Origin of the sequence: Streptosporangium sp. 'caverna' (assembly GCF_003203775.1) — a bacterium.
GTDB classification, from domain to species: Bacteria; Actinomycetota; Actinomycetes; order Streptosporangiales; family Streptosporangiaceae; genus Streptosporangium; species Streptosporangium subroseum.
Map to the genome: position 1 here is coordinate 3,418,567 of NZ_CP029711.1, position 22,475 is coordinate 3,441,041.

Annotated in this window: 21 protein-coding genes; 12 read left to right on the forward strand and 9 right to left on the reverse strand. The window is 71.1% G+C overall.

The window, feature by feature from the left end; all coding sequences use genetic code 11:
* Positions 1-51 precede the first annotated feature (51 nt).
* Positions 52-1,890 carry a long-chain fatty acid--CoA ligase gene (locus DKM19_RS15105; protein ID WP_110696229.1) on the forward strand — a complete coding sequence of 613 codons (1,839 nt, stop codon included), beginning with the start codon at positions 52-54 and terminating at the stop codon, positions 1,888-1,890.
* Between the two features lie 198 nt (positions 1,891-2,088).
* Complete coding sequence (locus DKM19_RS15110; protein WP_162641494.1) at positions 2,089-3,150, forward strand: hypothetical protein; 1,062 nt, start codon at positions 2,089-2,091, stop codon at positions 3,148-3,150.
* A 27-nt stretch (positions 3,151-3,177) separates the two neighbouring features.
* Here the strand turns inward: DKM19_RS15110 and DKM19_RS15115 are convergent, their stop codons facing one another.
* Entirely contained in the window at positions 3,178-4,284 is a 1,107-nt protein-coding gene (locus DKM19_RS15115; RefSeq protein ID WP_110696231.1) for a PucR family transcriptional regulator, read from the reverse strand.
* A 170-nt stretch (positions 4,285-4,454) separates the two neighbouring features.
* On the opposite strand from DKM19_RS15115, the gene DKM19_RS15120 reads away from it, so the two are divergent.
* From DKM19_RS15120 to DKM19_RS15145, 6 genes are all read left to right on the forward strand, one after another.
* Positions 4,455-5,150 carry an SDR family NAD(P)-dependent oxidoreductase gene (locus DKM19_RS15120; RefSeq protein WP_110696232.1) on the forward strand — a complete coding sequence of 232 codons (696 nt, stop codon included), beginning with the start codon at positions 4,455-4,457 and terminating at the stop codon, positions 5,148-5,150.
* On the forward strand, positions 5,150-5,899 hold the full coding sequence (locus DKM19_RS15125) for an SDR family NAD(P)-dependent oxidoreductase (RefSeq protein ID WP_110696233.1): 750 nt from the start codon (positions 5,150-5,152) through the stop codon (positions 5,897-5,899). Before DKM19_RS15120 ends, DKM19_RS15125 begins: the two co-directional genes overlap by 1 nt.
* A 19-nt stretch (positions 5,900-5,918) precedes the next feature.
* Positions 5,919-6,872 carry an agmatinase gene (gene speB / locus DKM19_RS15130; protein ID WP_110696234.1) on the forward strand — a complete coding sequence of 318 codons (954 nt, stop codon included), beginning with the start codon at positions 5,919-5,921 and terminating at the stop codon, positions 6,870-6,872.
* A 122-nt stretch (positions 6,873-6,994) separates the two neighbouring features.
* The gene (locus DKM19_RS15135; RefSeq protein WP_204358807.1) at positions 6,995-7,912 is read left to right on the forward strand and encodes a polysaccharide deacetylase; all 918 of its coding nucleotides are present in this window, start codon (positions 6,995-6,997) and stop codon (positions 7,910-7,912) included.
* Complete coding sequence (locus DKM19_RS15140; RefSeq protein ID WP_110696235.1) at positions 7,909-9,357, forward strand: APC family permease; 1,449 nt, start codon at positions 7,909-7,911, stop codon at positions 9,355-9,357. The genes DKM19_RS15135 and DKM19_RS15140 overlap by 4 nt, the downstream gene beginning before the upstream one ends.
* A 405-nt stretch (positions 9,358-9,762) precedes the next feature.
* Positions 9,763-10,443: a DUF899 family protein gene (locus DKM19_RS15145; protein WP_110696236.1), complete on the forward strand. Its 681-nt coding sequence runs from the start codon at positions 9,763-9,765 to the stop codon at positions 10,441-10,443.
* A gap of 141 nt (positions 10,444-10,584) precedes the next feature.
* Here the strand turns inward: DKM19_RS15145 and DKM19_RS15150 are convergent, their stop codons facing one another.
* Genes DKM19_RS15150 through DKM19_RS51640 form a run of 3 tightly spaced genes read right to left on the reverse strand, consistent with a single transcriptional unit; the run spans position 10,585 to position 13,359 of the window.
* Positions 10,585-11,598 carry an NAD(P)/FAD-dependent oxidoreductase gene (locus DKM19_RS15150; protein WP_110696237.1) on the reverse strand — a complete coding sequence of 338 codons (1,014 nt, stop codon included), beginning with the start codon at positions 11,596-11,598 and terminating at the stop codon, positions 10,585-10,587.
* The gene (locus tag DKM19_RS15155) at positions 11,595-12,155 is read right to left on the reverse strand and encodes an isoprenylcysteine carboxyl methyltransferase family protein (protein WP_110696238.1); all 561 of its coding nucleotides are present in this window, start codon (positions 12,153-12,155) and stop codon (positions 11,595-11,597) included. Before DKM19_RS15155 ends, DKM19_RS15150 begins: the two co-directional genes overlap by 4 nt.
* 7 nt (positions 12,156-12,162) lie before the next feature.
* Complete coding sequence (locus tag DKM19_RS51640) at positions 12,163-13,359, reverse strand: type III polyketide synthase (protein WP_239514264.1); 1,197 nt, start codon at positions 13,357-13,359, stop codon at positions 12,163-12,165.
* A 139-nt stretch (positions 13,360-13,498) separates the two neighbouring features.
* Between DKM19_RS51640 and DKM19_RS15170 the strand changes: the two genes are divergently transcribed.
* Positions 13,499-14,368, forward strand: coding sequence for a UbiA family prenyltransferase (locus DKM19_RS15170; RefSeq protein WP_239514265.1), 870 nt, complete (start codon positions 13,499-13,501; stop codon positions 14,366-14,368).
* Positions 14,369-14,627: 259 nt separating this feature from the next.
* Positions 14,628-15,125, forward strand: coding sequence for a signal peptidase I (gene lepB / locus DKM19_RS15175; RefSeq protein ID WP_162641495.1), 498 nt, complete (start codon positions 14,628-14,630; stop codon positions 15,123-15,125).
* Between the two features lie 88 nt (positions 15,126-15,213).
* Here lepB and DKM19_RS15180 read toward each other — a convergent pair whose 3' ends face one another.
* The 3 genes from DKM19_RS15180 to DKM19_RS15190 form a co-directional block, all read right to left on the reverse strand.
* A complete protein-coding gene (locus tag DKM19_RS15180; RefSeq protein WP_110696241.1) occupies positions 15,214-16,146 on the reverse strand; it encodes an aldo/keto reductase in 933 nt (310 codons plus the stop codon).
* 330 nt (positions 16,147-16,476) lie between these two features.
* Positions 16,477-16,824, reverse strand: a complete 348-nt coding sequence (locus DKM19_RS15185) for a VOC family protein (RefSeq protein WP_110696242.1) — start codon at positions 16,822-16,824, stop codon at positions 16,477-16,479.
* A gap of 273 nt (positions 16,825-17,097) precedes the next feature.
* Entirely contained in the window at positions 17,098-17,466 is a 369-nt protein-coding gene (locus DKM19_RS15190; RefSeq protein ID WP_110696243.1) for a YciI family protein, read from the reverse strand.
* Between the two features lie 242 nt (positions 17,467-17,708).
* Here DKM19_RS15190 and DKM19_RS15195 point away from each other — a divergent pair, with 242 nt between their 5' ends.
* Positions 17,709-18,623 (forward strand): SDR family oxidoreductase, encoded by a 915-nt coding sequence (locus tag DKM19_RS15195; RefSeq protein ID WP_110696244.1) that lies wholly within the window; start codon positions 17,709-17,711, stop codon positions 18,621-18,623.
* On the opposite strand, the gene DKM19_RS15200 is transcribed toward DKM19_RS15195, so the two are convergent.
* On the reverse strand, positions 18,614-19,585 hold the full coding sequence (locus DKM19_RS15200; protein ID WP_110696245.1) for a YafY family protein: 972 nt from the start codon (positions 19,583-19,585) through the stop codon (positions 18,614-18,616). The two genes, DKM19_RS15195 and DKM19_RS15200, sit on opposite strands and share 10 nt — an antisense overlap.
* A gap of 350 nt (positions 19,586-19,935) precedes the next feature.
* On the opposite strand from DKM19_RS15200, the gene DKM19_RS15205 reads away from it, so the two are divergent.
* Positions 19,936-21,369 carry an endo-1,4-beta-xylanase gene (locus tag DKM19_RS15205; RefSeq protein ID WP_110696246.1) on the forward strand — a complete coding sequence of 478 codons (1,434 nt, stop codon included), beginning with the start codon at positions 19,936-19,938 and terminating at the stop codon, positions 21,367-21,369.
* A gap of 146 nt (positions 21,370-21,515) precedes the next feature.
* On the opposite strand, the gene DKM19_RS49440 is transcribed toward DKM19_RS15205, so the two are convergent.
* Positions 21,516-22,463 carry an AraC family transcriptional regulator gene (locus DKM19_RS49440; RefSeq protein WP_162641496.1) on the reverse strand — a complete coding sequence of 316 codons (948 nt, stop codon included), beginning with the start codon at positions 22,461-22,463 and terminating at the stop codon, positions 21,516-21,518.
* Between the last annotated feature and the right edge of the window lie 12 nt (positions 22,464-22,475).

Here is a 22,475-nt window from a genome sequence, read left to right on the forward strand (position 1 = left end):
TGGTGCGATGCATCCCCACTCGTGCAAGTGAGCACTTTCAGGAGGCGCGTCATGGCCGGTGTCCTTGAGGAGCGTGCGGCGATCGAGCAGGAGATCGCGGGCCGTACCGTCTGTGGGCAGTTGAAGGAGGCGGCGGAGCGCAACCCCGATGCTCCGGCCTACTCCGACCCGATCGAGGGGGGCTGGAGCACCCTCACCTACGCCGAGGCCCGCCGGCGGATCCTGGAGATCGCCGCCGGCTTCGTCGCCCTCGGGCTGGAGCCGGGCGAGGCGGTCGCGTTGATGATGGTCAACCGCAGCGAGCACGTGCTGGCGGACCTGGGCGCGATACACGCGGGCGCGGTGCCGTGCTCCGTCTACTCCACCTTCGCCCCCGAGCAGGTGGCCTTCGTGGCCGACGACGTCAGGGCGAGGATCGCGGTGCTGGGCGGCCCGGCCGAACTGGCCAGGTGGGAGCCGGTGCTCGGCGACCTCCCGGAGCTCCGAAAGATCATCATGCTGGAGGGGGCCCCGCAGGAGGACGACCGGTTCGTCGGCTGGGACGACTTCCTGGCCCTGGGCCGCGAACGGCTCGAACAGGACCCCGCCGGGATCGACGCCCGCTGGCAGGCGGTGACCGCCGACGACACCCTGACCGTCCTCTACACCTCGGGCACCACCGGCAATCCCAAGGGCGTGCCGCTGACCCACTCCAACGTGTTCTTCGAGGTCGTGGCCACCGACCGGATGGCCTCACTGCCCGAAAAGGGCACGCAGATCTCCTATCTCACCTACGCGCACATCGCCGAGCGCGTGCTCAGCCTCTACCTGCCGCTGTTCAAGATCTCCCACACTCACTTCTGCACCGACCTCGCCCAGCTCGGCGCCACCCTCGGCCAGGTCAAACCGGTGCTGTTCTTCGGCGTCCCGCGCGTCTGGGAGAAGATGATGGCCCGCCTGCAGGCGCTGCTGTCCACCCAGCCGCAGGAGCAGCAGGAGAACGTCCGCAACGCCATGGCCGCCGGTCTCGCCCACGTCGAGGCCAGCCAGTACGGGCGCACGCCCTCGCCCGAGGTCCAGGCCGCCTACGAGCAGGCCGACGCCGCGCTGCTGTCGATCATCCGCTCGATGGTCGGTTTCGAGAACGCCGGCTGGCTGATCACCGCCGCCGCGCCGATGCCGACGGAGGTCCAGCGCTTCTTCGCCGGTCTCGGCATGCGGGTGCTCGACGTGTACGGCATGACCGAGACGACCGGCGCGTTCACCGCGAACTCCCCCGAGCGCTTCAAACTCGGCACGGTCGGCCAGGCGGGGCCGGGCGTCGAGATCCGCATCGCCGAGGACGGCGAGATCATCACCCGCAGTCCCGCCAACACCGGGGGCTACCTGAACCGGCCGGAGGCGACCACCGAGCTGCTGGACGCAGATGGCTGGCTGCACACCGGCGACGTGGGCTCCATCGACTCCGACGGCTTCGTCAGCATCGTCGACCGCAAGAAGGAGCTCATCATCACCTCCGGCGGTGAGAACATCTCCCCGGCCAACATCGAGAACTACCTCAAGGAACACCCCCTCATCGGCCAGGCGCTCGCCTACGGCGACGGCAGGCCGTACCCGGTGGCGATCCTCACCCTCGACGGCGAGGTGGCCCCCGGCTGGGCCCAGGGCCGCGGCTTCGTGTTCACCACCCTGGCCGAGTTCGCCGAGCACCCCGAGGTCCTCAAGGAGATCGAGGCCGCGATCGCCGCCGCCAACGAGAAACTGGCCCGCGTCCAGCAGGTCAAGCGCTGGCGCCTGCTGCCGGTGGAGTGGACGGCCGAGACCCTGGAGCTCACACCGAGCCTGAAGCTCAAGCGCCGCGTCATCCACGCCAGGTACGCCGAGATGATCGAGGACATGTACGAGAGCTGAATCCTCGTACGGCCACGGGGCGCATGGTGGGGCCGGCGAGGTCGCGGTGCCCCACCCGCGAGCCGAGCCTCGTACGGCCACCGGGCGCCCGTCCCCCCGTCTCCCGGGGAGCCGGGCGCCCGGTGGCGAGGGCCTTTTGCCTGATGAGGCGTGTGTCGTCTACCCGGCCCTTACCGGGTGTTTCCTAGCGTCCTGACCATGACTATGAAAGTTCTCCTCGCATCCCTGGCGGCGGGGGCCGTGGCCCTGCCCTCGCCCGTCGAAGCCCCGGCCGCCGCCACGGCTCCGGATCTGACGATCCGCTCGGTGACCCTGAACCCCGCCTCCCCAGTGGTCGGGCCCGTCGGCGCGGTGCGCCTGGTGGTCGAGGTGGTCGCCCGTGGGGTCGCGGGCCCGGAGGGGGTGACGATCCAGGTCGAGCCGGGCGTGCCACCCGAGTCGTCCCGGGTCGGGACCTTCCCCGTCTCCGCGTCCGGCTCCGTCTCCGTAGCCGTCCCGGGCGCGGTCCCCGGACCGAGGCCGACCCGCGTGCCCAGCCAGGTTTCCGGGACGCGGAAGGGCACCGTCGCCCGGTTGGCGGGTGGCTTCCGTACAGGTTCGGGCGGTACCGGCTTTCCCGGCGTGGACGGCGGTCCGATCACGTCCGCCCACGGTTCGGACGGTGCGGGCCCGGTCACGTCCGCCCACGGTTGGGACGGTGCGGGCCCGGTCGTGTCCGGCCGTGGTTCGGGTGATGCCCGCCTGATCACGACCGGTCAGGGAGGGGTCGCGATCGAGACGGCGAAGGTTTCCTCGCGTGCCGGGCAGGACTGGGAGACCTGGCGGTTCGCCCCCGACAAGAGCCTGAGCCGCTGGTATCCCGCGGGACGATGGACCGTCACCGCGACGGCCAAGGGAGCGGGCGGCACGACGGTCACCGGGTACGCGCCGTTCTGGCTGAAGCGCGAGACCCGGTTCGGCGCGGTCCAGGCGGTCAGGAAGGGGACGGAGGTGCAGGTCGACGGCGTGCTGAAGCGGGTCGATCCGCGGGGAGTCGTGGACTACGCCCCGTTCGCCGGTCAGCCCGTCGAGATCCTGCACCGGGAGACGGCGCAGGCGGCCTGGACGCCGGTGGCCACCGCCGCGAGCGACGCCCAGGGGAAGTTCAGCCGGATCGTGCCGGACCGCCAGGGAGGGGAGTGGCGGATCCGTTTCGCGGGAACGGGCCACTACGCCGCCCGTCTGGGCAAGGTCCACCCGACCTCGCCGGGCGCGAGCTGAACCATCGTCGGTGGCGGTGCCGGCGCGTCAGTTCTGGGCGCCCCAGGCCCACATCGCCACCGCGAGCGCGATCCGGTCCTCGAACCGCAGCGGATTACGTCCGGTCACCGCCTCGATCCGGGCCAGTCGATGCCGCAGGGAGTTGACGTGCAGGAAAAGGGCACGTGAGGCGGTGCCGACCGAGCCGTCGCTTTCGAGGAACGCCTGGAGCGTGTCGATCAACCGTGTCCCGTGGGCGGCGTCGTAGGCGGCGAGCGGCCGGGCGATCTGATCGAGGAAGGGTTCGAGCCGGTGCGGCCCGATCCCGCCGAGCAGCGCGGTGAACGTGGCCAGGTCCCCGGAACGGACGATCCCGCCACGCCGCCGGGCCAGGTCGAGCGCGGCATGGCTCTCCGACAGGCCGCGCGACAGCTGCGCGAGGGGCACGGGACCGCCGATTCCGCACGGCACCAGCCAGGAGGCGGCGAGCTCGCGCGCGGGCAGCTCGTCGGCCGCCAGCAGTACGGCCACGCCGTCGGCGACGCCCAGGAGAACCCCCGGTGGCGTCTCGGTCCCCGTGGGGACCTCCGGCACGGGCAGCGCCGCCACGATGAGCGGGCGGTCGGGCAGTCCCGCCCGCTCGACGTGGCCGCGGACGGCCTCCGCCGAGGCGAGCCCGGAGCCGACCAGGCCCAGCAGCCGCCCGACCTCCTGGCGGTCGTGCTCCACGTCGTGGGCGGTGGCGAGCCGCTCGGCCAGCCACTCGGTGAAGCTGACGAAGGGCACGTCGGGGGGCACCGCGAACAGCGGCAACCCCAGTCGTTCACAGGCCTCCCGCAGGGCCTCGGGGACCTCGGGGGTGACGTCGCCGATCCCGTATCCGATCGCGCTCGCCGTGCTCGCGTGCACCGACTCCGCGAAGGCGACGGCCGTGGCGGGCTCGCGGAGGGAGGCCCCCACCGTCAGCACGATCTCGTGACCGCGCAGATAGGGGCCGGGATTCAGCAGCTCGGTCGAGTGCGCCCAGCGGATCGGCCGGTCGAGCCCTCTGCCGCCCGCGACCAGGCGCAACTGGAACCGCGACTCCGCGAGAAGTTCTGCCACGGTCAGCCGCAGGCGGGAAAGACCCGATGGAGACTCCCTGGTCACGGTCATCACTATTTCAGACTAAACGCGCAATGTGACCGGTGCGTAACACGACATTGGAGAACTGTACGGCTGGTCAGCCCCGTAGCGGTGCATTACCCCAAGCCTCTCCCAAAACCCTTGTCGCCCGCCTTCTCACCTCGTTTCCATGGACGCCAGAGCCCAGTCGAGGAGGTCGGATGAGGGAGCGGGTGGCACTGGTCACCGGCGCGGCGAGCGGCATCGGAGCGGCGGTCGTCGCGGAGCTGTCCCGCCGGGGCTGGGTGACCGCGGGTCTCGACCTGCGGCCCGCGGCCGGGGCCGACCACGCGATCGGCGTCGACGTCGCCGACCCCGCGCAGGTGGGCGCGGCGGTGCAGCGGGTCGAACGGGAGCTCGGGCCGATCGGCGCGGTCGTGTCCGCCGCCGGTCACTACGCCATGGTCCCGGTCGCCGACATCACGCGGGCGCAGTGGCGGCACATGCTGCACGTCCATCTCGGAGGCCTGTTCAACGTCTGCCGCGCGGTCGTTCCCGGCATGACCGAACGCGGCCGGGGCGCCATCGTCGCCGTCACCTCGGAGCTCGCCATCGGCGGCGGGGACGGCGACGCGCACTACGCGGCGGCCAAGGGGGCGATCATCGGCCTCGTCCGGTCCCTGGCCGTCGAGCTCGCCCCCGAGGGCATCCGGGCGAACGCCGTCGCGCCGGGGCCGACCGACACCCCGCTGCTCGAATCCGGCTCCCCCTGGCGGGACCCGGCCTATCTCGCCACCCTTCCCGCACGCCGGCTCGTCACCCCCGAGGAGGTCGCCGTGACCGCGGCGTTCCTGATCGAGGAGGGCACCTTCTGCTGCGGCGAGGTCATCTCGCCCAACGCCGGGGCGGTGATCTGATGCGCGTCGCCCTCGTCACCGGGGCCGCCGGCGGGCTCGGCCGGGCCGTCGCGCGCCGCCTGGCCGCCGACGGCGCCCTCGTCGCCGTGTCCGACCGTTCGCCGGGCCGGGAGCTCGACCTGCTCGCGGAGGAGATCGGCGGCTTCGCCGTACCCGCCGACGTGGCGGATCCCGAGGCGGTGCGGGAGATGGCGGCCGCGGTCGAGGAACGGGCCGGCGCCCCGATCGAGGTGCTCGTCGCCAACGCGGCGTACATGACCATGGCGCCGTTCGCCGAGCACGACCTCGACGACTGGTGGCGGATCGTGGACACCAACCTCGGAGGCACCTTCGCCTGCGTCCAGGCGGTGCTGCCGGGCATGCGAGCGCGAGGCGGCGGCCACATGGTGTTCGTCGCCTCCGAGTGGGGGGTCATCGGATGGCCCGGCGCCGGCGCCTACGCGGCGTCCAAGGCCGGGCTGATCTCGCTGGCCAAGACACTCGGCCGCGAGCTCGCCCCCGAGGGCATCGTGGTCAACGCGATCGCGCCCAGCGTCATCGACACCCCGCAGCTGGAGGTCGACGCCCGGGCCGCGGGGGTGAGCTCCGAGGAGATCCGCAGGCGGTACGCCGAGCGGGTGCCGCTCGGCCGGATCGCGGCCCCCGAGGAGATCGCGGCGGCCGTCGCCCACCTCACGGACCCGCGCATGTCCTCCCTGGTCGGCCAGGTCATTCACGTCAACGGCGGGACCACCCGGGCCCGCGCCTAGAGACTGGAGAAGCAACGGTATGGGGCGCGACCACACGAACATCGGCCAGCTCAACGCGCTGGAGATCCCGCGCTACGCGGGGCCCGCGACGTTCGCACGCCTGCCACGCCGGGACGAGGTCGAGCGGTTCGACGTCGCCGTGGTGGGCGTGCCCTTCGACAGCGGCGTCACCTACCGGCCCGGAGCGCGCTTCGGGCCCGCCGCGGTACGGCAGGGGTCCCGGCTGCTGAAGCCGTACAACCCGGCACAGGACGTGATGCCGTTCGCCGCGCAGCAGGTCGTGGACGCGGGCGACATCGCCTGCAACCCCTTCGACATCGGCGCGGCGGTGGTCCAGGTCGAGGCGGGGCTCCGCGAGCTGACGGCGAACGGCGGGCGAGCCGTGACGATCGGGGGAGACCACACCATCGCGCTGCCCGCCCTCCGCGCGGCCACCGCGACGCACGGGCCCGTCGCGCTGGTCCACTTCGACGCCCACCTCGACACCTGGGACACCTACTTCGGTGAGCCGTACACGCATGGGACGCCGTTCCGGCGGGCCGCCGAGGAGGGGCTGCTGATGCGGGACGCGAGTGCCCACGTGGGCATCCGCGGCTCCCTGTACGACCCCCGCGACCTCGACGACGACGCCCGTTTCGGGTTCACGATCGTGCACTGCGCCGAGATGGACCTCATCGGCCCGCACGGCGTCGCCGAACGCGTGCGGGCCAGGGTGCAGGACGCCCCGGTGTATCTGTCCATCGACATCGACGTGCTGGACCCCGCCTTCGCCCCGGGCACCGGGACGCCGGAGAGCGGCGGGATGAGCAGCCGGGAGCTGCTGTCGGTGCTGCGGGGACTGTCGGGGCTGAACATCGTCGGCGCCGACGTGGTGGAGGTCGCCCCCGCGTACGACCACGCGGAGATCACCTCCGTGGCGGCGGCCACCGTCGCCTACGAACTGGTGAGCCTGCTGGCCGGGAAGCGCCCGTGACGCGGCCCGGCGAGCCCGCCGGCCGAGAGGCGTCCGTGATGCGGTCCGCCGAGTCCGCCGAGTCCGCCGAGGGAAAGGCTTCCGTGACGCGGTCCACCGAGCCTGCCGACCGGGGAGCGCCCGTGACGCGGCCCGGGGAGTCCGCCGGTCGGGAGGCGTCCGCGATGCGGCCCGCCGAGCCGGTCGCCTGGCCGTACGGCAAGGGCGCGGCGGCCTCGTTCACCTTCGACGTCGACGCCGAGTCGGCGGTGCTCTTCGGCCATCCGGGGGCGGCGTCCCGGCTGAGCGTGATGAGCCACCAGGCCTACGGGCCGCTGACCGGACTGCCCCGCCTGCTGCGGATCCTCGCCAGGCACCAGGTGCGGGCCACCTTCTTCGTCCCCGGGTACACGGCGCACCGCCACCCCGACGCCGTGCGCGCGATCGTCGACGGAGGCCACGAGATCGCGCACCACGGCTACCTGCACGAGTCGCTCATCGACACGGGCGAGGCCGCCGAGGCGGAGATCCTGGACCGGGGACTGGCGGCGCTGGACGAGGTGGCCGGGGTGCGGCCGGTGGGCTACCGCGCGCCGATGTGGGAGCTGACCTACAACTCGCCCCGCCTGCTGGCCGAGCGCGGATTCCTCTACGACTCCAGCCTGATGGACGCCGACGTGCCGTACGAGCTCGACGCCGGCCACGCGACGTCGATCGTCGAGATTCCCATCCACTGGGGACTCGACGACTGGGAGCAGTACTGCTACCTGCCGGACATCGCGGGGGCAGGGCTCATCGAGCACCCCGACAAGGCCGTCTCGATGTGGCGGGGCGAGTTCGAGGCGCTCCGCCGGGAGGGCGGATGCTTCGTGCTCACCAACCACCCCTTCCTCTCGGGACGTCCGGCGCGGGCCGCCGCCCTGGAAGGACTGATCGAGCATGTCGCCGGCTGCGCGGACGTGTGGCTGGCGCCCCTGGGCGACATCGCCCGGCACGTGCGCGGCCTCGCCCTGAAACCGCGTGCCATCCCGAAACCCGAGCTGAGAGGCAGCCCCCCATGACGTCGCCTTCCGATTCCGACGCCCGTCTCGCCACCCCCGTGGCCGACGGGCAGACCCTCCACAAAGGCTTCACCCTGCGCTCGGCCTGGGCGCTGGCGTTCGCCGACGTCTCCCCGATCGTCGCGCTGTACGCGATCTTCACGCTGGGACTCGTCGCGGCGGGGCCGGCCTTCTGGTGGGCGTTCCCGATCGTGCTCGCCGGACAGCTCCTCGTCGCCTGCGTCTTCGGCGAGCTCGCCTCGCGCTGGCCGTACGAGGGCAGCGTCTACCAGTGGGCCCGGCACGTGAGCGGGACCGGCAGCGGCTGGTTCGCGGCCTGGGCGTACATGTGGGGACTCACCATCGCCCTGTCCACCCTGGCGTACGGCGCGGCGGGTTTCCTGCTGGAGGCGCTGGGAGTGTCCGAACCCGGCAAGTGGGTGACCGTACTCACGGCGCTGGTGATCCTCGTGCTCGGCAGCCTCGCCAACATCGTCGGGCGCCGGACGCTGAAGATCCTCGTCACGGCGAGCCTGGTCTGCGAGGTGCTCGCCTCGGTCGGACTGGGCACGGTGCTGCTGCTCTTCTACAGGGTGAACCCGTTCAGCGTCCTGTTCGAAGGGGCCGGCGGGGCCCAGGGCGGTCTGTGGACCGCCGGTCCGATGCTCGCGGCCGCCGCCTACGTGGGCTGGTCGTTCGTGGGCTTCGAGGCGGCCGGGTCGATCGCCGAGGAGGTCGACGAGCCCGAGCGGAACGTGCCCAAGGCGCTGATCTTCTCGCTGCTGGCGGTGGGCGTCGTCGTCATGTACTCCGGCGCGGCGCTGATCCTCGCCATCCCGGACCTGTCCGCGGCCGTCTCCGGTGAGGTGGCCGACCCCGTGGGAGGCACGCTCATCGCGCACTTCGGCTCGGCGATCGCGCGTCCGATGCTGGTCATGTTCGTCATCGGGTTCCTCGCGAGCTTCCTCGCGGTCCAGGCCGCGGTGTCCCGCGTCATCTGGGCGTCCGCCCGCGACCGGGCCCTTCCCGGGGCGCGGCTGCTCGGCCGGCTCGCCGGCGCCGAGCGGCTGCCGGTGAACGCGATCATCCTCACCGGGGCCGGTGCGGCGGTGTTCGTCCTGCTGTCGGGGTCGGCGCTGTACGCCGTGCTGGTCAACTTCACCACCATCGGCTTCTACATCGCGTTCGGCCTGCCGGTCTGGGGCGCGGCCATCGCCCATCTGCGGGGGAAGTGGCGGCCGGGAGCCTTCACCCTCGGCAGGCTGAGCGCGCCGGTGACCTACCTCGCGGCCCTCTGGCTGGCCTTCCAGACCGTCAACATCTGCTGGCCCAGGGACACGGGCCAGTCGTGGTACATCGAGTGGAGCATGGTGATCACGCTCGCCGTCGTCGGCGTCGCGGGAATCGCGCTCTACTCGTTCTGGTCAAAGAGGATCATGCCCGCGATCGGCGAGAGCACCCGCTGACCCTGTTCTCCGTACGTGCCGCGTCGCCGCCGGCCGGAACGGTGCGATCACGGTTGCCGACGTGCCCGTTCAGATCATCCCGACGAGTCGCCGGGAGCACCGACCCGGCTCGGTGCCCTCTGGTTCGCCACGGGTCGGGTCGCGGACGCCGAAGCCGCGTTCGAGCGGGTCATCGCGACACGGTACCCGGAGTTCGCGGCCACGGCACACGCCTGCCTGATCGACCTGCGTCGCCGGCGGCGCCGATCGGAACCGTACGGAACAACCACGTGGCTCTTCAAGCCGGCACCGGCGCGCCAACGCCTCACCACCTGGCTGGAGGCCGCCGACCTGCATAGACTTGGAGAGCCGGGGGACCCGGGAATCGGACCGGGGACCGGGGAATCGCTACCCCAGGAGGACGCCATGCGGCAGACGAAACCGGCCGGCGAATCGGCGGAGTACCTCGCCGCCCGCGACGAACTGCGCCTGGCCGAGATCGACCTCATGCGCCACCGCGAGAAGGTCGCGGCCCAGCGGCGGGCGCTCCCACAGGGGCCGCCCGTCGACGACTACGTCTTCATCGAGGGTCCCGCCGACCTCGACGCGGGCGACACGCCGGTCCGCGAGGTCTCCCTCGGCGAGCTCTTCACCGCGCCGGACCGCCCGCTGATCGTCTACCACTTCATGTACGGCAAGCTGCAGACCGACCCGTGCCCCATGTGCACCTTGTGGATCGACGGCTTCAACGGCATCTCCCACCACATCGCCCAGAACGCCGACTTCGTCATCGCCGCGGCCGCCGACCCGCCCGTCCTGCGCCAGCACGCCCGCAACCGGGGCTGGCACCGGCTGCGGCTGCTGAGCTGCGGCGACAGCACCTTCAAGTACGACCTCGGCAGCGAGGACAAGGACGGCTGGCAGGACTCCACCGTCTCCGTTTTCACCCGCGACGGCGACGGCGCGGTCCGCCACTTCTACTCCACCCACCCTCGCATGGCCGACGACATCGACGAGCGCGGCATCGACCTCCTCGCCCCCGTCTGGCACCTCCTCGACCTCACCCCTTACGGCCGGGGCGACTGGTCCCCGAGCCTCGACTACTGACCTTCGATCGCCGGTCCGGCACGATCGCGCCGACCGGCGGCACAGGCCGTCGGCGCGGACACGACCAGGGCCTTCTTCACCAGAACCAAGAAACAAGCTCCGGGTTCCCGAGCGCCTCTCCAGGTCGTCCAGCCGCAGGACTCAGGCCAGGGCGTGCACCGCCGCGCCGAACAGCAGGGGCATCCGCTGGGCCGCCGGGACGATCAGCCGCGCCGCGGTCCGGTGGCGGCGGGTCTCCACGAGCGCCCCGGTGAGCAGCCGGTGACGCCGGGACAATCGCCGCCAGGCGCCCTCGTACGCCTGGGGGGTGCCTGCCCGCAGGCAGTTCACCAGGGCCTGCGCGGACAGCAGAGCCAGTGAGACCCCCTCGCCGGTGAGCGCGTCGACGTATCCGGCCGCGTCGCCGACCAGCAGCACCCGCCCGGCGACCCGGGCGCGCACCCGCTGACGCAGCGGCCCGGCGCCGCGCACCGGGGTCGCGGCCGGTCCCCGCAGCCGGTCCACGAGCGCGGGAAAGTCCGCCAGGTGCTCCAGGTAACCGCGGCGCCGCGAGCTCAGCACGGCCACGCCGACCAGGTCGTCGCCGACCGGTGTCACGTACGCCTCGCCGTCCGCCGCCCAGTGGACCTCGACGAAGTCCGTCCAGGGCGCGACGGGGTAGTGCCGGCGCAGGCCGTACCGGCGCGTCCGGCGGTCGGGCAGCTCCAGCCCCAGCCGGGCACGGAGCGGGGAGTGCAGGCCGTCCGCGGCCACCAGCCAGCGGGCCCGCAGCCCCGCGGCCTCGACCCCGTCGCGGTCCTGCCGCAGCTCGCCCACCTTGCCGGAGACGACCTTGATTCCCAGCTCGGCCGCCCGGAGGGACAGCGCGGCGTGCAGCGCGGTACGGCGCACGCCCAGCCCCGGGCCGTCGCGGAACGCGGCCTGAGCCTCGTGCCGTCCGTCCAGATAGCGGATCCCGCGCAGCGTCCGGCCCTCGACCCGCACGCCCAGCGACCGCAGGGCGGCGGCGCCGCTGGGCATCAGCCCCTCGCCGCACGCCTTGTCCACGGGCATGGTCCGGGGCTCGACCACCACGGCCTCCATCCCGGCCTGCGCCGCGTGGATGGCGGTGGCCAGGCCCGCCGGGCCTCCCCCCGCGATCAGGACGTCGATCACGCCCGCGCCCGCCCGGGGGACGGCGCGGAGACGAGCGAGGCCAGGGCGGCCTCCTCACACCGGATCCGCACCACCATCAGCGCGGCGTTACCCGCGGTGAACACCAGCGCGGTGACCCACGCGCCGTGCACCAGCGGCAGCGCCGCGCCCTCCACGGCCACGGCCACGTAGTTGGGGTGGCGCAGCCAGCGCAGCCGGTAGGGGCCGCGGGTCACCGGGGACAGGCCGGGCACCACGATCACCTGGGTGTTCCACTGCGGTCCCAGCGCGGTGATGCACCACCAGCGCAGTCCCTGCGCGGCGACCACCAGGGCGAACATCGGCCAGCCGAGCGCCGGGACGAAGGGCCGGTCGGCCAGGCCCGCCTCCAGCAGGCATCCGGCCAGCAGCCCGGTGTGCAGGAGGACCATCCACGGATAGTGGCCGCTGCCCGACAACACTCCGCCGCGGGCCATGCTCCACCGCGCGTTGCGGCGGGCGACGACCAACTCGGCGATGCGCTCGGCCCCCACGAGCAGCAGGAGCAGGAGGTACCAGGACGACAGATGCCAGGACATCGGGCTCCTACCAGCGCAGCAGTACGAGTTCGGAACAGAATCCCGGGCCCATCGCGATGAGCAGTCCGGGCGTGCCCGGCGGCGGTGGCCGCAGGGCGAGGGTATCCCGCAGGACGTGCAGCACGGAGGAGGAGGACAGGTTTCCCACCTCGGCCAGCGAGCGCCAGGTGAGGTCCAGCGCGCCGTCCGGCAGCCGGAGGGTCTCGGCCACGGCCTCCAGGACCTTGGGGCCGCCCGGATGACACACCCAGGCGGTCACGTCCTGGACGGTCAGGCCGTGATCGGCGAGGAATCCGTGCACGTCGTCGGCCAGGTAGGTGCGCACCACGTCGGGGACGCTCGCGTCGAGCACCACCTGGAAGCCGGTGTCGCCGACGTTCCAGCCCATCACGTGCTCGGAGCCGGGATACAGGTGGCTGCGGGTGGCCACCACGGTCGGCCCGCCCGGCCTCCCCGGTCCACCCGGTCCACCCGGTCCACCCAGTCCGGTCGGCCCGCTCGGATCGCCCGCCCCACCGGATTCGCTCAGCCCGCCCGTACCGTTCGAACCGATCGGCCCGTTCGACGGTCCGCCGGGTCCGGCAGCCCGGGGCCGCCACTCGTCGCCGCAGGCCACCACGGCCGTCGCCCCGTCGCCGAACAGCGCGCTCGCGACCAGGTTGGCGACGGAGGCGTCACCGCGCTGCAGGGTGAGGGAGCAGAGCTCGACCGAGAGCAGCACGGCCACGTGGTCCGGCCAGCCGCGCAGGTAGTCGTGGAGACGGGAGATCCCGGCGGCCCCCGCCACGCAGCCGAGACCGAACACCGGCACCCGTTTGACGTCGGGGCGCAGCCCGATCACGCCGGCCAGCCTGGCGTCTATGGAGGGCGCGGCGATACCGGTCACCGAGGTGAAAAGGATCATGTCCACATCGTCCGGCGCGAGACCGGCCGCCTTCAGCGCGCCGCCCACCGCCTCGGCGCCCAGCTCCACGGCGGCGGCGATGAAAACGTCGTTGGCCATCCCGAGGCCGTCGAGTTTGGCGTACTGGTCGAGCGGCAGCACCAGATGACGTGAGCCGACCTGCGCACCGGCGTGAAACCGGTCGAGCAGTCGCCGGTTGGTGCCCTCTGGCAGGCATATCTGGGCGAAGGTGTCGGTGATCTCTGCCTGGGGGTAGCGGTTGGGCGGAAGAGCGCCGTGCACAGCGGCGATTCGCGTCATCTGTTGACTACTCCCCGGGCTCGCGGACGGCGGACGTCTAGATCTTGCCCATCTGGGTGTACGGCATACCTCGCAGACCCGGGCGGCGGTATGAGATATGAGCGGGCATCCGCACGCCGGTAATCGTTACGCTCATTCCGTGACGACGAGCCGGTATTCGCGCCTGGGCAGGGGGACCGGGCTCGGGGCGGCCCTGGGGTTGGTGCGAGCCTGCCATCTGGGGCCGACCGTGGCGGTCACCACCCTGGTGACCGCGCTGGCCGTGGCGAGCGGGCGCGACGCCATCGGATGTGTCCTCGTGGCGGCCGCCGTGCTGACCGGTCAGCTCTCGATCGGCTGGTGCAACGACGCGGTGGACGCCGGGCGGGACGTCGCCGCCGGCCGTACGGGCAAGCCCGTCGTGGACGGCGCGGTGAGCGTCCGGACGGTGTGGGTCGCCGCGAGCGCCGCCCTGGCGCTCTGCGTGCCGCTGTCCCTCGCCTCGGGCCTGGCCGCCGGTGCCGTCCATCTCACCGGCGTCGCCGCGGCCTGGGCCTACGACCTCCGGCTGAAGGCCACCGTGCTGTCCTGGCTGCCCTACGCGGTGGGGTTCGGTTCTCTGCCCGGCTTCGTGACCCTGGGGTTGCCGGGACACCCGTGGCCGGCCTGGTGGGCCGTTCTCGCGGCGGCGCTGCTCGGCTGCGGGGCGCACCTGGCCAACGTCCTGCCCGACATCCCCGGAGACCTCGCCACCGGGGTCCGTGGCTGGCCGCAACGGCTCGGCCCCGCCCGCGTCCGTGTCCTGATCCCCCTGCCGCTGCTCCTGGCGACGGGGCTCCTCGCCTTCGGGCCGCCGGCGTCGCCGGGCGCGGGAAGCTGGGCCGCCTTCGCCGCGGCGGGGGCGTTCACCGCCGCGGGCCTGCTGCTGGGCCGCCGCTCGCCCCGGGTCCCCTTCGCGGTGGCCATCGCCGTGGCGGCGGTCGCCGTGATCCTCCTGCTCACCCAGGGCACCGCGATCACCGCGCGCTGATCCGCTTCCTGGAACACGACAGGCGGACGATCAGGAACTCCCCGCCTTCCTCCGTGCCGAGCCGGGACGCCGATCATCCCGGAGCCACAGTGCCCCGCCGGAGATTTTCTCTTCACGACCTGTGGTCGAGGATGTGAGGTCCGTACGGGAGAAACCAAGGGACGGCCTGCGGCGAGATCGTGATGAGGCGAGAACCGTCAGGTCGCGCCTTGCCCTCGATAATGCTGCGATGAATCGCTTTGGGCTAAAAGTTCTATCTGTGGTGGTGATCCTGCCCTTGCTTGCGGGGTGCGCTGTTGTTGACCGAATCGCCGGGCGTAAGGCGTACAACATCCCCAGCCCATCCATGGAACCCACGATCAAAGAGGGCAGCCGTGTCATGGCTGTCCTGACCATGGGTGAGTACGTCCCTAAAACAGGTGACGTCATCATTTTTGAGGTTCCCAAGTCGTGGGGCAAGGCTGGGACCCGCATCTCACGAGTCATCGGAGTTCCGGGGGCCATCGTGAAGTGCTGTGACAACGAGGGGCGTATGAGCCTGAACAAGCAACCCCTGGAGGAGCCTTACATCATGGACTCTCCAGCTTCCTACAGCACATTCGGCCCCGTGGTCGTTCCCCAGGGCCGGCTCTGGGTCCAAGGAGACAACCGTCATATTTCTCTCGACTCGCGCAGCTATCTGGGAGACGGCGTCGACGGTTCCACCATTCCGGTGTCCAGCGTCGTCGGGGTCGTTGACCTCGCCCGCACCGAGTAGCGGACCGTCGGAGGCCTCGGGCTTCGTCGAAGGCGGCAAAAGGGAGGCCGCCGCTGTCGCGGGGCCTCCCTGCTCACCCGTTCGGTATCTAGGATCCGAGTCCGGCGACGGTGGCCGCCTCGGCGGGGGACAGCGTCCAGGAGGCGGTGTTGGCGGCGATCTGCTCGGGCTTGGTGGCGCCGGCGATCACCGACGTCACCGACGGCTGCGCCAGCAGCCAGCCGATCGCCAGCTCCGTGACGGTGTGACCGCGCTCTGCCGCGAACGCTTCGTAGGCCTCGACCTTGTCGAAGTTCTCGGCGGTGACGAGACCGGCGGCGAATCGCTCGCCGAACCGCGCGAGGCGGCTGTCCGGCGGGAACTCCTCACCCCTGCGGTATTTGCCGGTCAGCATCCCCGAGGCGAGGGGGAAATACGGGATCACTCCCATGCCGGCCGCGGTGGCCGCGGGCACGATCGACTCCTCCACGGCGCGGGAGAGCAGACTCCACTCGATCTGCGTGCCGGTGAACCTCGCCCAGCCCTTCTCGCCGGACACCACGGCGGAGCGCTCGATCTGCTCCGCGGACACGTTCGAGCTGGCGACGTGCAGAACCTTGCCCGCCCGCACCAGCTCTTCCAGTGCCTCCAGCGCCTCCTCGGTCGGGGCTTCGGCGTCGGGGTAGTGCTGGTAGTAAAGGTCGATGCGGTCGGTACCGAGGCGGCGCAGACTGGCCTCGGCCGCCTCGCGGATGCGGTCCGCGAGCACCCCGGGGGTGTACGGCTGGTCCTTGGGGCGGGGCAGGAACTTCGTGGCGATCACCACTTCGTCACGGCGCGAGCCGAGCGCGGCGCCGAGGAACTCCTCCGACTTGCCGTTGCCGTACATCTCGGCGGTGTCGAAGTGGGTGATCCCGGCGTCCAGCGCCGCATGCACGACGGCCGCCGCCGCCGCGGCGTCGATCCGCGAGCCGAAGTTGTTGCAACCCAGCCCGACCACTGACAGTTTCGGGCCGCCATCGCCCAGCACACGCTGTTCCATCGTGACACCTCTGGTTCGTCGTCCTGCGGACGAATATGTTGTACGGCTCGCGTCGGCGAGCCCGATGCGTTCTGACCGGGGGCGATCGACGGCGGTCTCCCATGCCTGATCACCCGGAGCACCCGGGCGATGACGGTCCCTCGACCTGCCTTCCGCGTTTCACACCCGTCTGCCCACCCACGATCTTTCCGTTCTATCAGAACGGTGGTGTGCGGCCGTTGGCGGGCATCCCGCCTACGCCGCCACCCGCCGTACAGCAGGTGCGTGCGCGCCTGCTCGGTGACCGGAGAGACGCGGTCGAGATGGTCGAGCGGTCTGTGTATCCGCCGGTCATCGGTGGCTGAGCACGTTGACGATGCGTCCGTTGGGGTCTCGGACGAAAAAACGACGTACACCCCAGGGCTCGTCCCGGAGCGAATGGACGATCTCGGCGCCGGCCGCCGCCACGGCCGCGTGCACCGCGTCCACATCCGCCACCTCGACGCTGAAGTCGGGCTGTACGGACGCCGAGGCATCGGGGCCGGTGAGCGTGATCTGTGCCGTCGGGTTGTCCGGTGAGGCCATGGTCACCACCCAGCCCAGGTTCATGACCTCCTCGAAGCCGAGCATCCCGTAGAACTCAAGGCTCTCACCGATCGCCTCACTGCTGATATCAGGCACTACCCGACGAATACTCATGGGTTCATCTTTTCCTACCGGACCGACAGAGACCTGCCGCCCGGCAGCGAAACCCGTTGCGCTGTTCATCTGGAACGCAGACCCATGCCGGTGAACGTAGGCACGCTGGGCGGCTGACTGCGCGGCGGGCTGTGACTGCACCGTGTCCTCGGCGTCCTCGGCGTCCTTGGCGTTGGCCTGTCTGTGGTGCCGGACGGGTACGTCGAGGACCTGCGGCGTCAGATGGCGCAGCAGGTCCTCAAGCGGTGGGTCCTCGGAGGAGGGTCTCCGGACTCACATGTCCGATCCGGCCGAGAACATCACCGGCCGCACCTCGATGCCCAGTCCGTTGATCCTGGTGTCGGGGATCAGCAGGGCCAGCTCGATCGCGCGCTCCCTGCTCTCGCAGTCCACCAGGTAGTAGCCGCCCATGTACTCCTTGGCCTCTGCGAAGGGCCCGTCGGTCACCGCCGGGACTCCGTCGTGCCGGCGGACGGAGGCGCTGTTGGCCGGGTCGGCGAGTGCGTGCGTACTGATCATCTCGCCGGACTCCTGGATCGTCTTGAGGAAGGCGCCGTGGCCGTTCATCACCTCGTTGCGCTCCTCCTCCGGCAGGGCGTCCCAGATGTTGGGGTTCATCTGCATGATCAGCATGTACTTCATCGATTCGGTCCTCACGGTTTTCGGCGCCCCGATCGGGTGCCTCTGACAGGTAGGTCGGAGCAGGCTTCGGCTTCTCGACATCGGCGAGGAAACCGATAGAGGGCGTGGCCGGAATGTCCCTGCGAAAAGGATGGCACCGCCTGCCGGCGGCCAGGTGTGTGCCCCCGTACTCGGCTGATGGCCCGGAGCCGAGGTGGAAAGTCTGACGTTCCCTGTCAGGTATACCTGCCAGCATCGATCTCATGAGTGAATCACTGAGGGGGAAGATCGCGCTGGTCGCCGGGGCGACGCGTGGTGCGGGCCGGGGCATCGCGGTGGAGCTGGGTGCGGCGGGGGCGACGGTCTACGTGACGGGGCGCACCACCCGGGAGCAGCGCTCGGAGATGGACCGGGCGGAGACGATCGAGGAGACCGCCGAGCTGGTCACCGCCGCGGGCGGCGAAGGCATCGCGGTGCAGGTGGATCACCTGGTACCCGAGCAGGTCCGCGCGCTGGTGGAGCGCATCGACCAGGAGCAGGGCGGGCTCGATGTGCTGGTCAACGACATCTGGGGCGGGGAGCTGATGTTCAGCTGGGATGAGAAACTGTGGGAGCACTCGCTGGACAAGGGCATGCGCATCCTGCGGCTGGCGATCGACACCCACATCATCACCAGCCACCACGCCCTTCCCCTGCTGATCAGGAAGCCGGGTGGCCTGGTCGTCGAGGTGACCGACGGCACCGCCGAGTACAACGCGGACCACTACCGCGTCTCCTTCTTCTACGACCTGGCCAAGACGTCGGTGAACCGGATGGCGTTCGCCCAGGCCAAGGAGCTCGCCCCGTACGGTGCGACGGCGATGTCGCTGACCCCGGGCTGGCTGCGTTCGGAGATCATGCTGGAGGTGTTCGGTGTGACGGAGGCGAACTGGCGTGACGCGCTGGTGAAGCAGCCGCACTTCGTCATCTCCGAGACACCCGCCTTCGTGGGGCGGGCGGTCGTGGCAATGGCCTCCGATCCCGAGGTGGGACGGTGGAACGGCCGGTCGTCGTCCAGCGGGCAACTCGCCCAGGTCTACGGTTTCACCGACGTCGACGGCAGCCGGCCCGACGCGTGGCGGTACATGGTGGAGGTTCAGGACGCCGGTGGGCCCGCCGACGCGACGGGCTATCGCTGAGGTCGGTAGAGCCCGGCGATCCGGTCGGCGGCGTCGGCCATCCGGGCACGCAGCTCCGGGGGGTCGACGACCTCGACCTCCGGGCCGAGGCGCAGCAGTACGGTGTACGCCACCTTCAGGGACTCGACGGGCAGCCGGGTACGCACCCAGCCCTGCTCGTCGGGTTCGCCCGCCGCCGCGTGGGCCTGCTGGGCCGCCGGCGGCTCGACGGCGAAGGGCAGCGCGCGCATCCCCTCGGGGCTCAGCCGGACGGTGACGTGTTCGGTCAGTAGGGACACGACGAACTGCGCCGCCCGTTCGGCCCAGAATCCGGGCAGGTCGAACGTCTCATCCCGGACGAACGACGTCCCCGCCGGTTCGACGGCGACGACCCGGTCCACCCGGTAGACCCGGTAGTCGTCGGCGACCCGGCCCACCAGATACCAGACGCCTCCCTTGAGCACGAGCCCGTACGGGTTCACCGTCCGGGTCACCTCCCCGTCGCGGCGGTAGCGGAGTTCGACGGTCCGGTCCTGCCAGACCGCGTCCGCCAGCTCGGTCAGCCGCGGCGGCGGGTCGGTGTTGGCGAACCAGCCGGGAACATCGAGGTGGAACCGCTGACCGACCCGTGCCGGGGCGTCCTGCAGCGCGGGTGGCAGCGCGGCCAGGACCTTCAGGCGGGCGGTGGCCACGACGTCGGCCAACCCCATTTCCCCCGCCGGGCCGGGCAGCCCGGACAGGAAGAGCGCCTCCGCCTCGGCCCGGCTCAACCCGTTCAACCGCGTACGGTAGCCGCCGACCAGGCGGTAGCCGCCCGTGCGGCCGTGGTCGGCGTACACCGGCACTCCCGCCGCCGAAAGCTCCAGCACGTCCCGGTAGATCGTCCGCTCCGACACCTCCAGCTCACGCGCCAGCTCGCCGGCGGTCATCGCCTCGCGCGATTGCAGCAACAGCACCAGAGAGATGAGACGAGACGCGCGCATCCCCCCATCCTGGCCTCACGCGTGCCCGCCGTTCCCCGCGGAGCCCCTTGCATCGCCCGCGTTGACGGCCGTCGGCATCCCTGGTTCATGAAACTTTCGACGGGTTGTTTGAGGCTGCCACGGCATGACGTGCGCGGGAACGGCAATCAACCCGAAACATTTCTGAATTACGTTGACACATTTCGTGGTCCTCCCCAGACTGAGGCGTCAGGCAGGGCTCTCCGCATCTTCACCCGGGTGTCAGCGATGCAGCCGCAGCTCAACATGGTTCCGGACCCAGTCATGTCGACCGCTGCGATGCCGTACGCACGTTCCATTTTCCTGATCGATGTTCCAGTGGAGGAACAGACGTGATCGACAACGCCGTCCCACACGGCAGACCCCAAAAAAGCCGCTCGGGCATCCGCACCGCGCTCGTCATCGGCGCCGTCGGCGTTCTCGGCGCGGCCTTCGCCGTGGCCCTGTCCGCCCCGGCCAACGCCGGCACCACCCTCGGCACCTCCGCCGCAGAAAAGGGCCGCTACTTCGGCGCCGCGGTGGCCGCCAACCACCTCGGCGAAGCCCAGTACGCCGCCACCCTGAACCGCGAATTCAACATGGTCACCCCCGAAAACGAGATGAAGTGGGACGCCACCGAACCCTCCCGCGGCTCGTTCAACTACGCCAACGCCGACCGGATCGTCAACCACGCCATCGGCCAGGGCATGAGGGTCCGCGGCCACGCGCTCGCCTGGCACTCCCAGCAGCCCGGCTGGGCCCAGAGCCTGTCCGGCTCCACCCTGCGCAGCGCCATGCTCAACCACGTCACCCAGGTCGCCACCTACTACCGGGGCAAGATCCACTCCTGGGACGTGGTCAACGAGGCCTTCGCCGACGGCGGTGGCGGCGGCCGTCGTGACTCCAACCTGCAGCGCACCGGCGACGACTGGATCGAGGCCGCGTTCCGCGCCGCCCGCGCCGCCGACCCCGGCGCCAAACTCTGCTACAACGACTACAACACCGACGACGCAGGCGCCGCCAAGACCCGCGCCGTCTACAACATGGTCAGCGACTTCAAGGCCCGCGGCGTACCCATCGACTGCGTGGGTTTCCAGTCGCACTTCAACAGCCAGTCGCCGGTGCCGGGCAACTACCAGCAAAACCTCGCCCAGTTCGCCGCCCTGGGTGTTGACGTGCAGATCACCGAACTCGACATCGAAGGCTCCGGCACCGCCCAGGCCAACAGCTACCGCACGGTCGTCAACGCCTGCCTGGCCGTCTCGCGCTGTACCGGCATCACCGTCTGGGGCATCCCGGATCACTACTCCTGGCGCAGCGGCGGCACCCCGCTGCTGTTCGACAGCGGTTATGCCAAGAAGCCGGCCTACGACGCGGTGCTCACCGCCCTCAACGGCGGCACTCCGCCGGTGACCCCGACGCCGACCCCGCCCGTGACGCCGACGCCGACCCCGACGGTCACTCCGCCTCCCGGCACCGGTGGATGCGCCGTCACCGCCACCACGCAGACCCAGTGGAACAACGGTTACGTCATCCAGCCGATAACCGTCACCAACACCCGTAGTACCCCCATCACCGGGTGGACGGTGACCTTCACCCTGCCGTCGGGTCACACCGTCACGGGTTCGTGGAACGCGACCCTCACCGGCGGGCCGACGGTGACCGCGAGGAACGCCGTCCACAACGGGACGCTCGCGCCGAACGCCGCCACGACCTTCGGATTCCAGGCCACCCGCGCCAACGGCAACACCCAGGTGCCGTCGGGCTACACCTGCACCGCTTCCTGAGTGACTCCCGTGCGCGCCCCGGCCCCGGGGCGCGCACGGCCATGCGGTTCAACGGGGTACGGCCGGCGGCCGTACCCCGTTCCTCTCTCCTGCAGGGCCTGCGCGCCCGGTAGGGAACGAGCGGTGCCCGTCGCTGTTCGCCGGCGTCATTCGTGGAAGGGCGGGGCGGCCGGAGGGGCCGGCTTCGCGGTTCGGTAGCGGGCGGGCGGCTGGCCGGTGACACGTTTGAAGGCGTTGCTGAAGGCGCTCTCCGAGGCGTACCCCCACTCGGCGGCCACCGACGCGACCGTGCGCTCACCGGCCCGCAGGACCTCGGCCGCGGACCTGATGCGCCAGTGCAGCAGGTAGTCCAGCGGCGGCAGCCCGACGAGGGTCTTGAAGCGCAGGGCGAAGCTGGAGCGGGACATGCCCACCTCGGCGGCGAGGTCCGCGACCGTCCAGCGATGGGTGGCCCGCTGGTGCATCAGTGTGAGCGCGGCGCCGATCTGCGGGTCGTTCAGCGCCCCCAACCAGCCGGGAACGGTCTCCTCACCGGCGAGATGGGCACGCAGGGCCTGGACGAACAGGATCTGGGTCAGATGCTCGATCATCACCGCCGCCCCGAGCGGCTCGGTGGCGGTCTCGTCGCTCAGCATCTCCAGCACCGGGCGAAGGGACTGGGCCGGAGGACTGTCGGCGGGGATGCGCACGACCGGAGGCAGGCAGTCGAGCAGTAGCGCCGAGGTCATCTCGTCGAGGGTTATGCTGCCGCCGACGATGACGGTCCGCTCCGCGTCCGAGGCGGCGGTGCCGTATCGCACGGTCCTGGCGCCGGGGAACCGGCGATAGACGGCGTGGCCGTCCTCCGGTTCGAGGTCCAGGTCGCCGGCGACCTCGTACGGCCGGTCGTTCGCGAGCAGGTAGCAGTCACCCGACGACAGCCGCAGCGGGGGCTCACCGTCGATGGTGAGCCAGCAGGCGCCGGACACGATCGCGCCGATCTTGACGTACCGGTAGCTCCGGAAGCGCAGCGCCCAGGGGCCAACGGCCTCGAAGCGCGAGGAGAAGGCGCTGCGGATGTTCAGCAAGGTCAGGACGTCGGATATGGGATCCACGGTGTCTCCGGA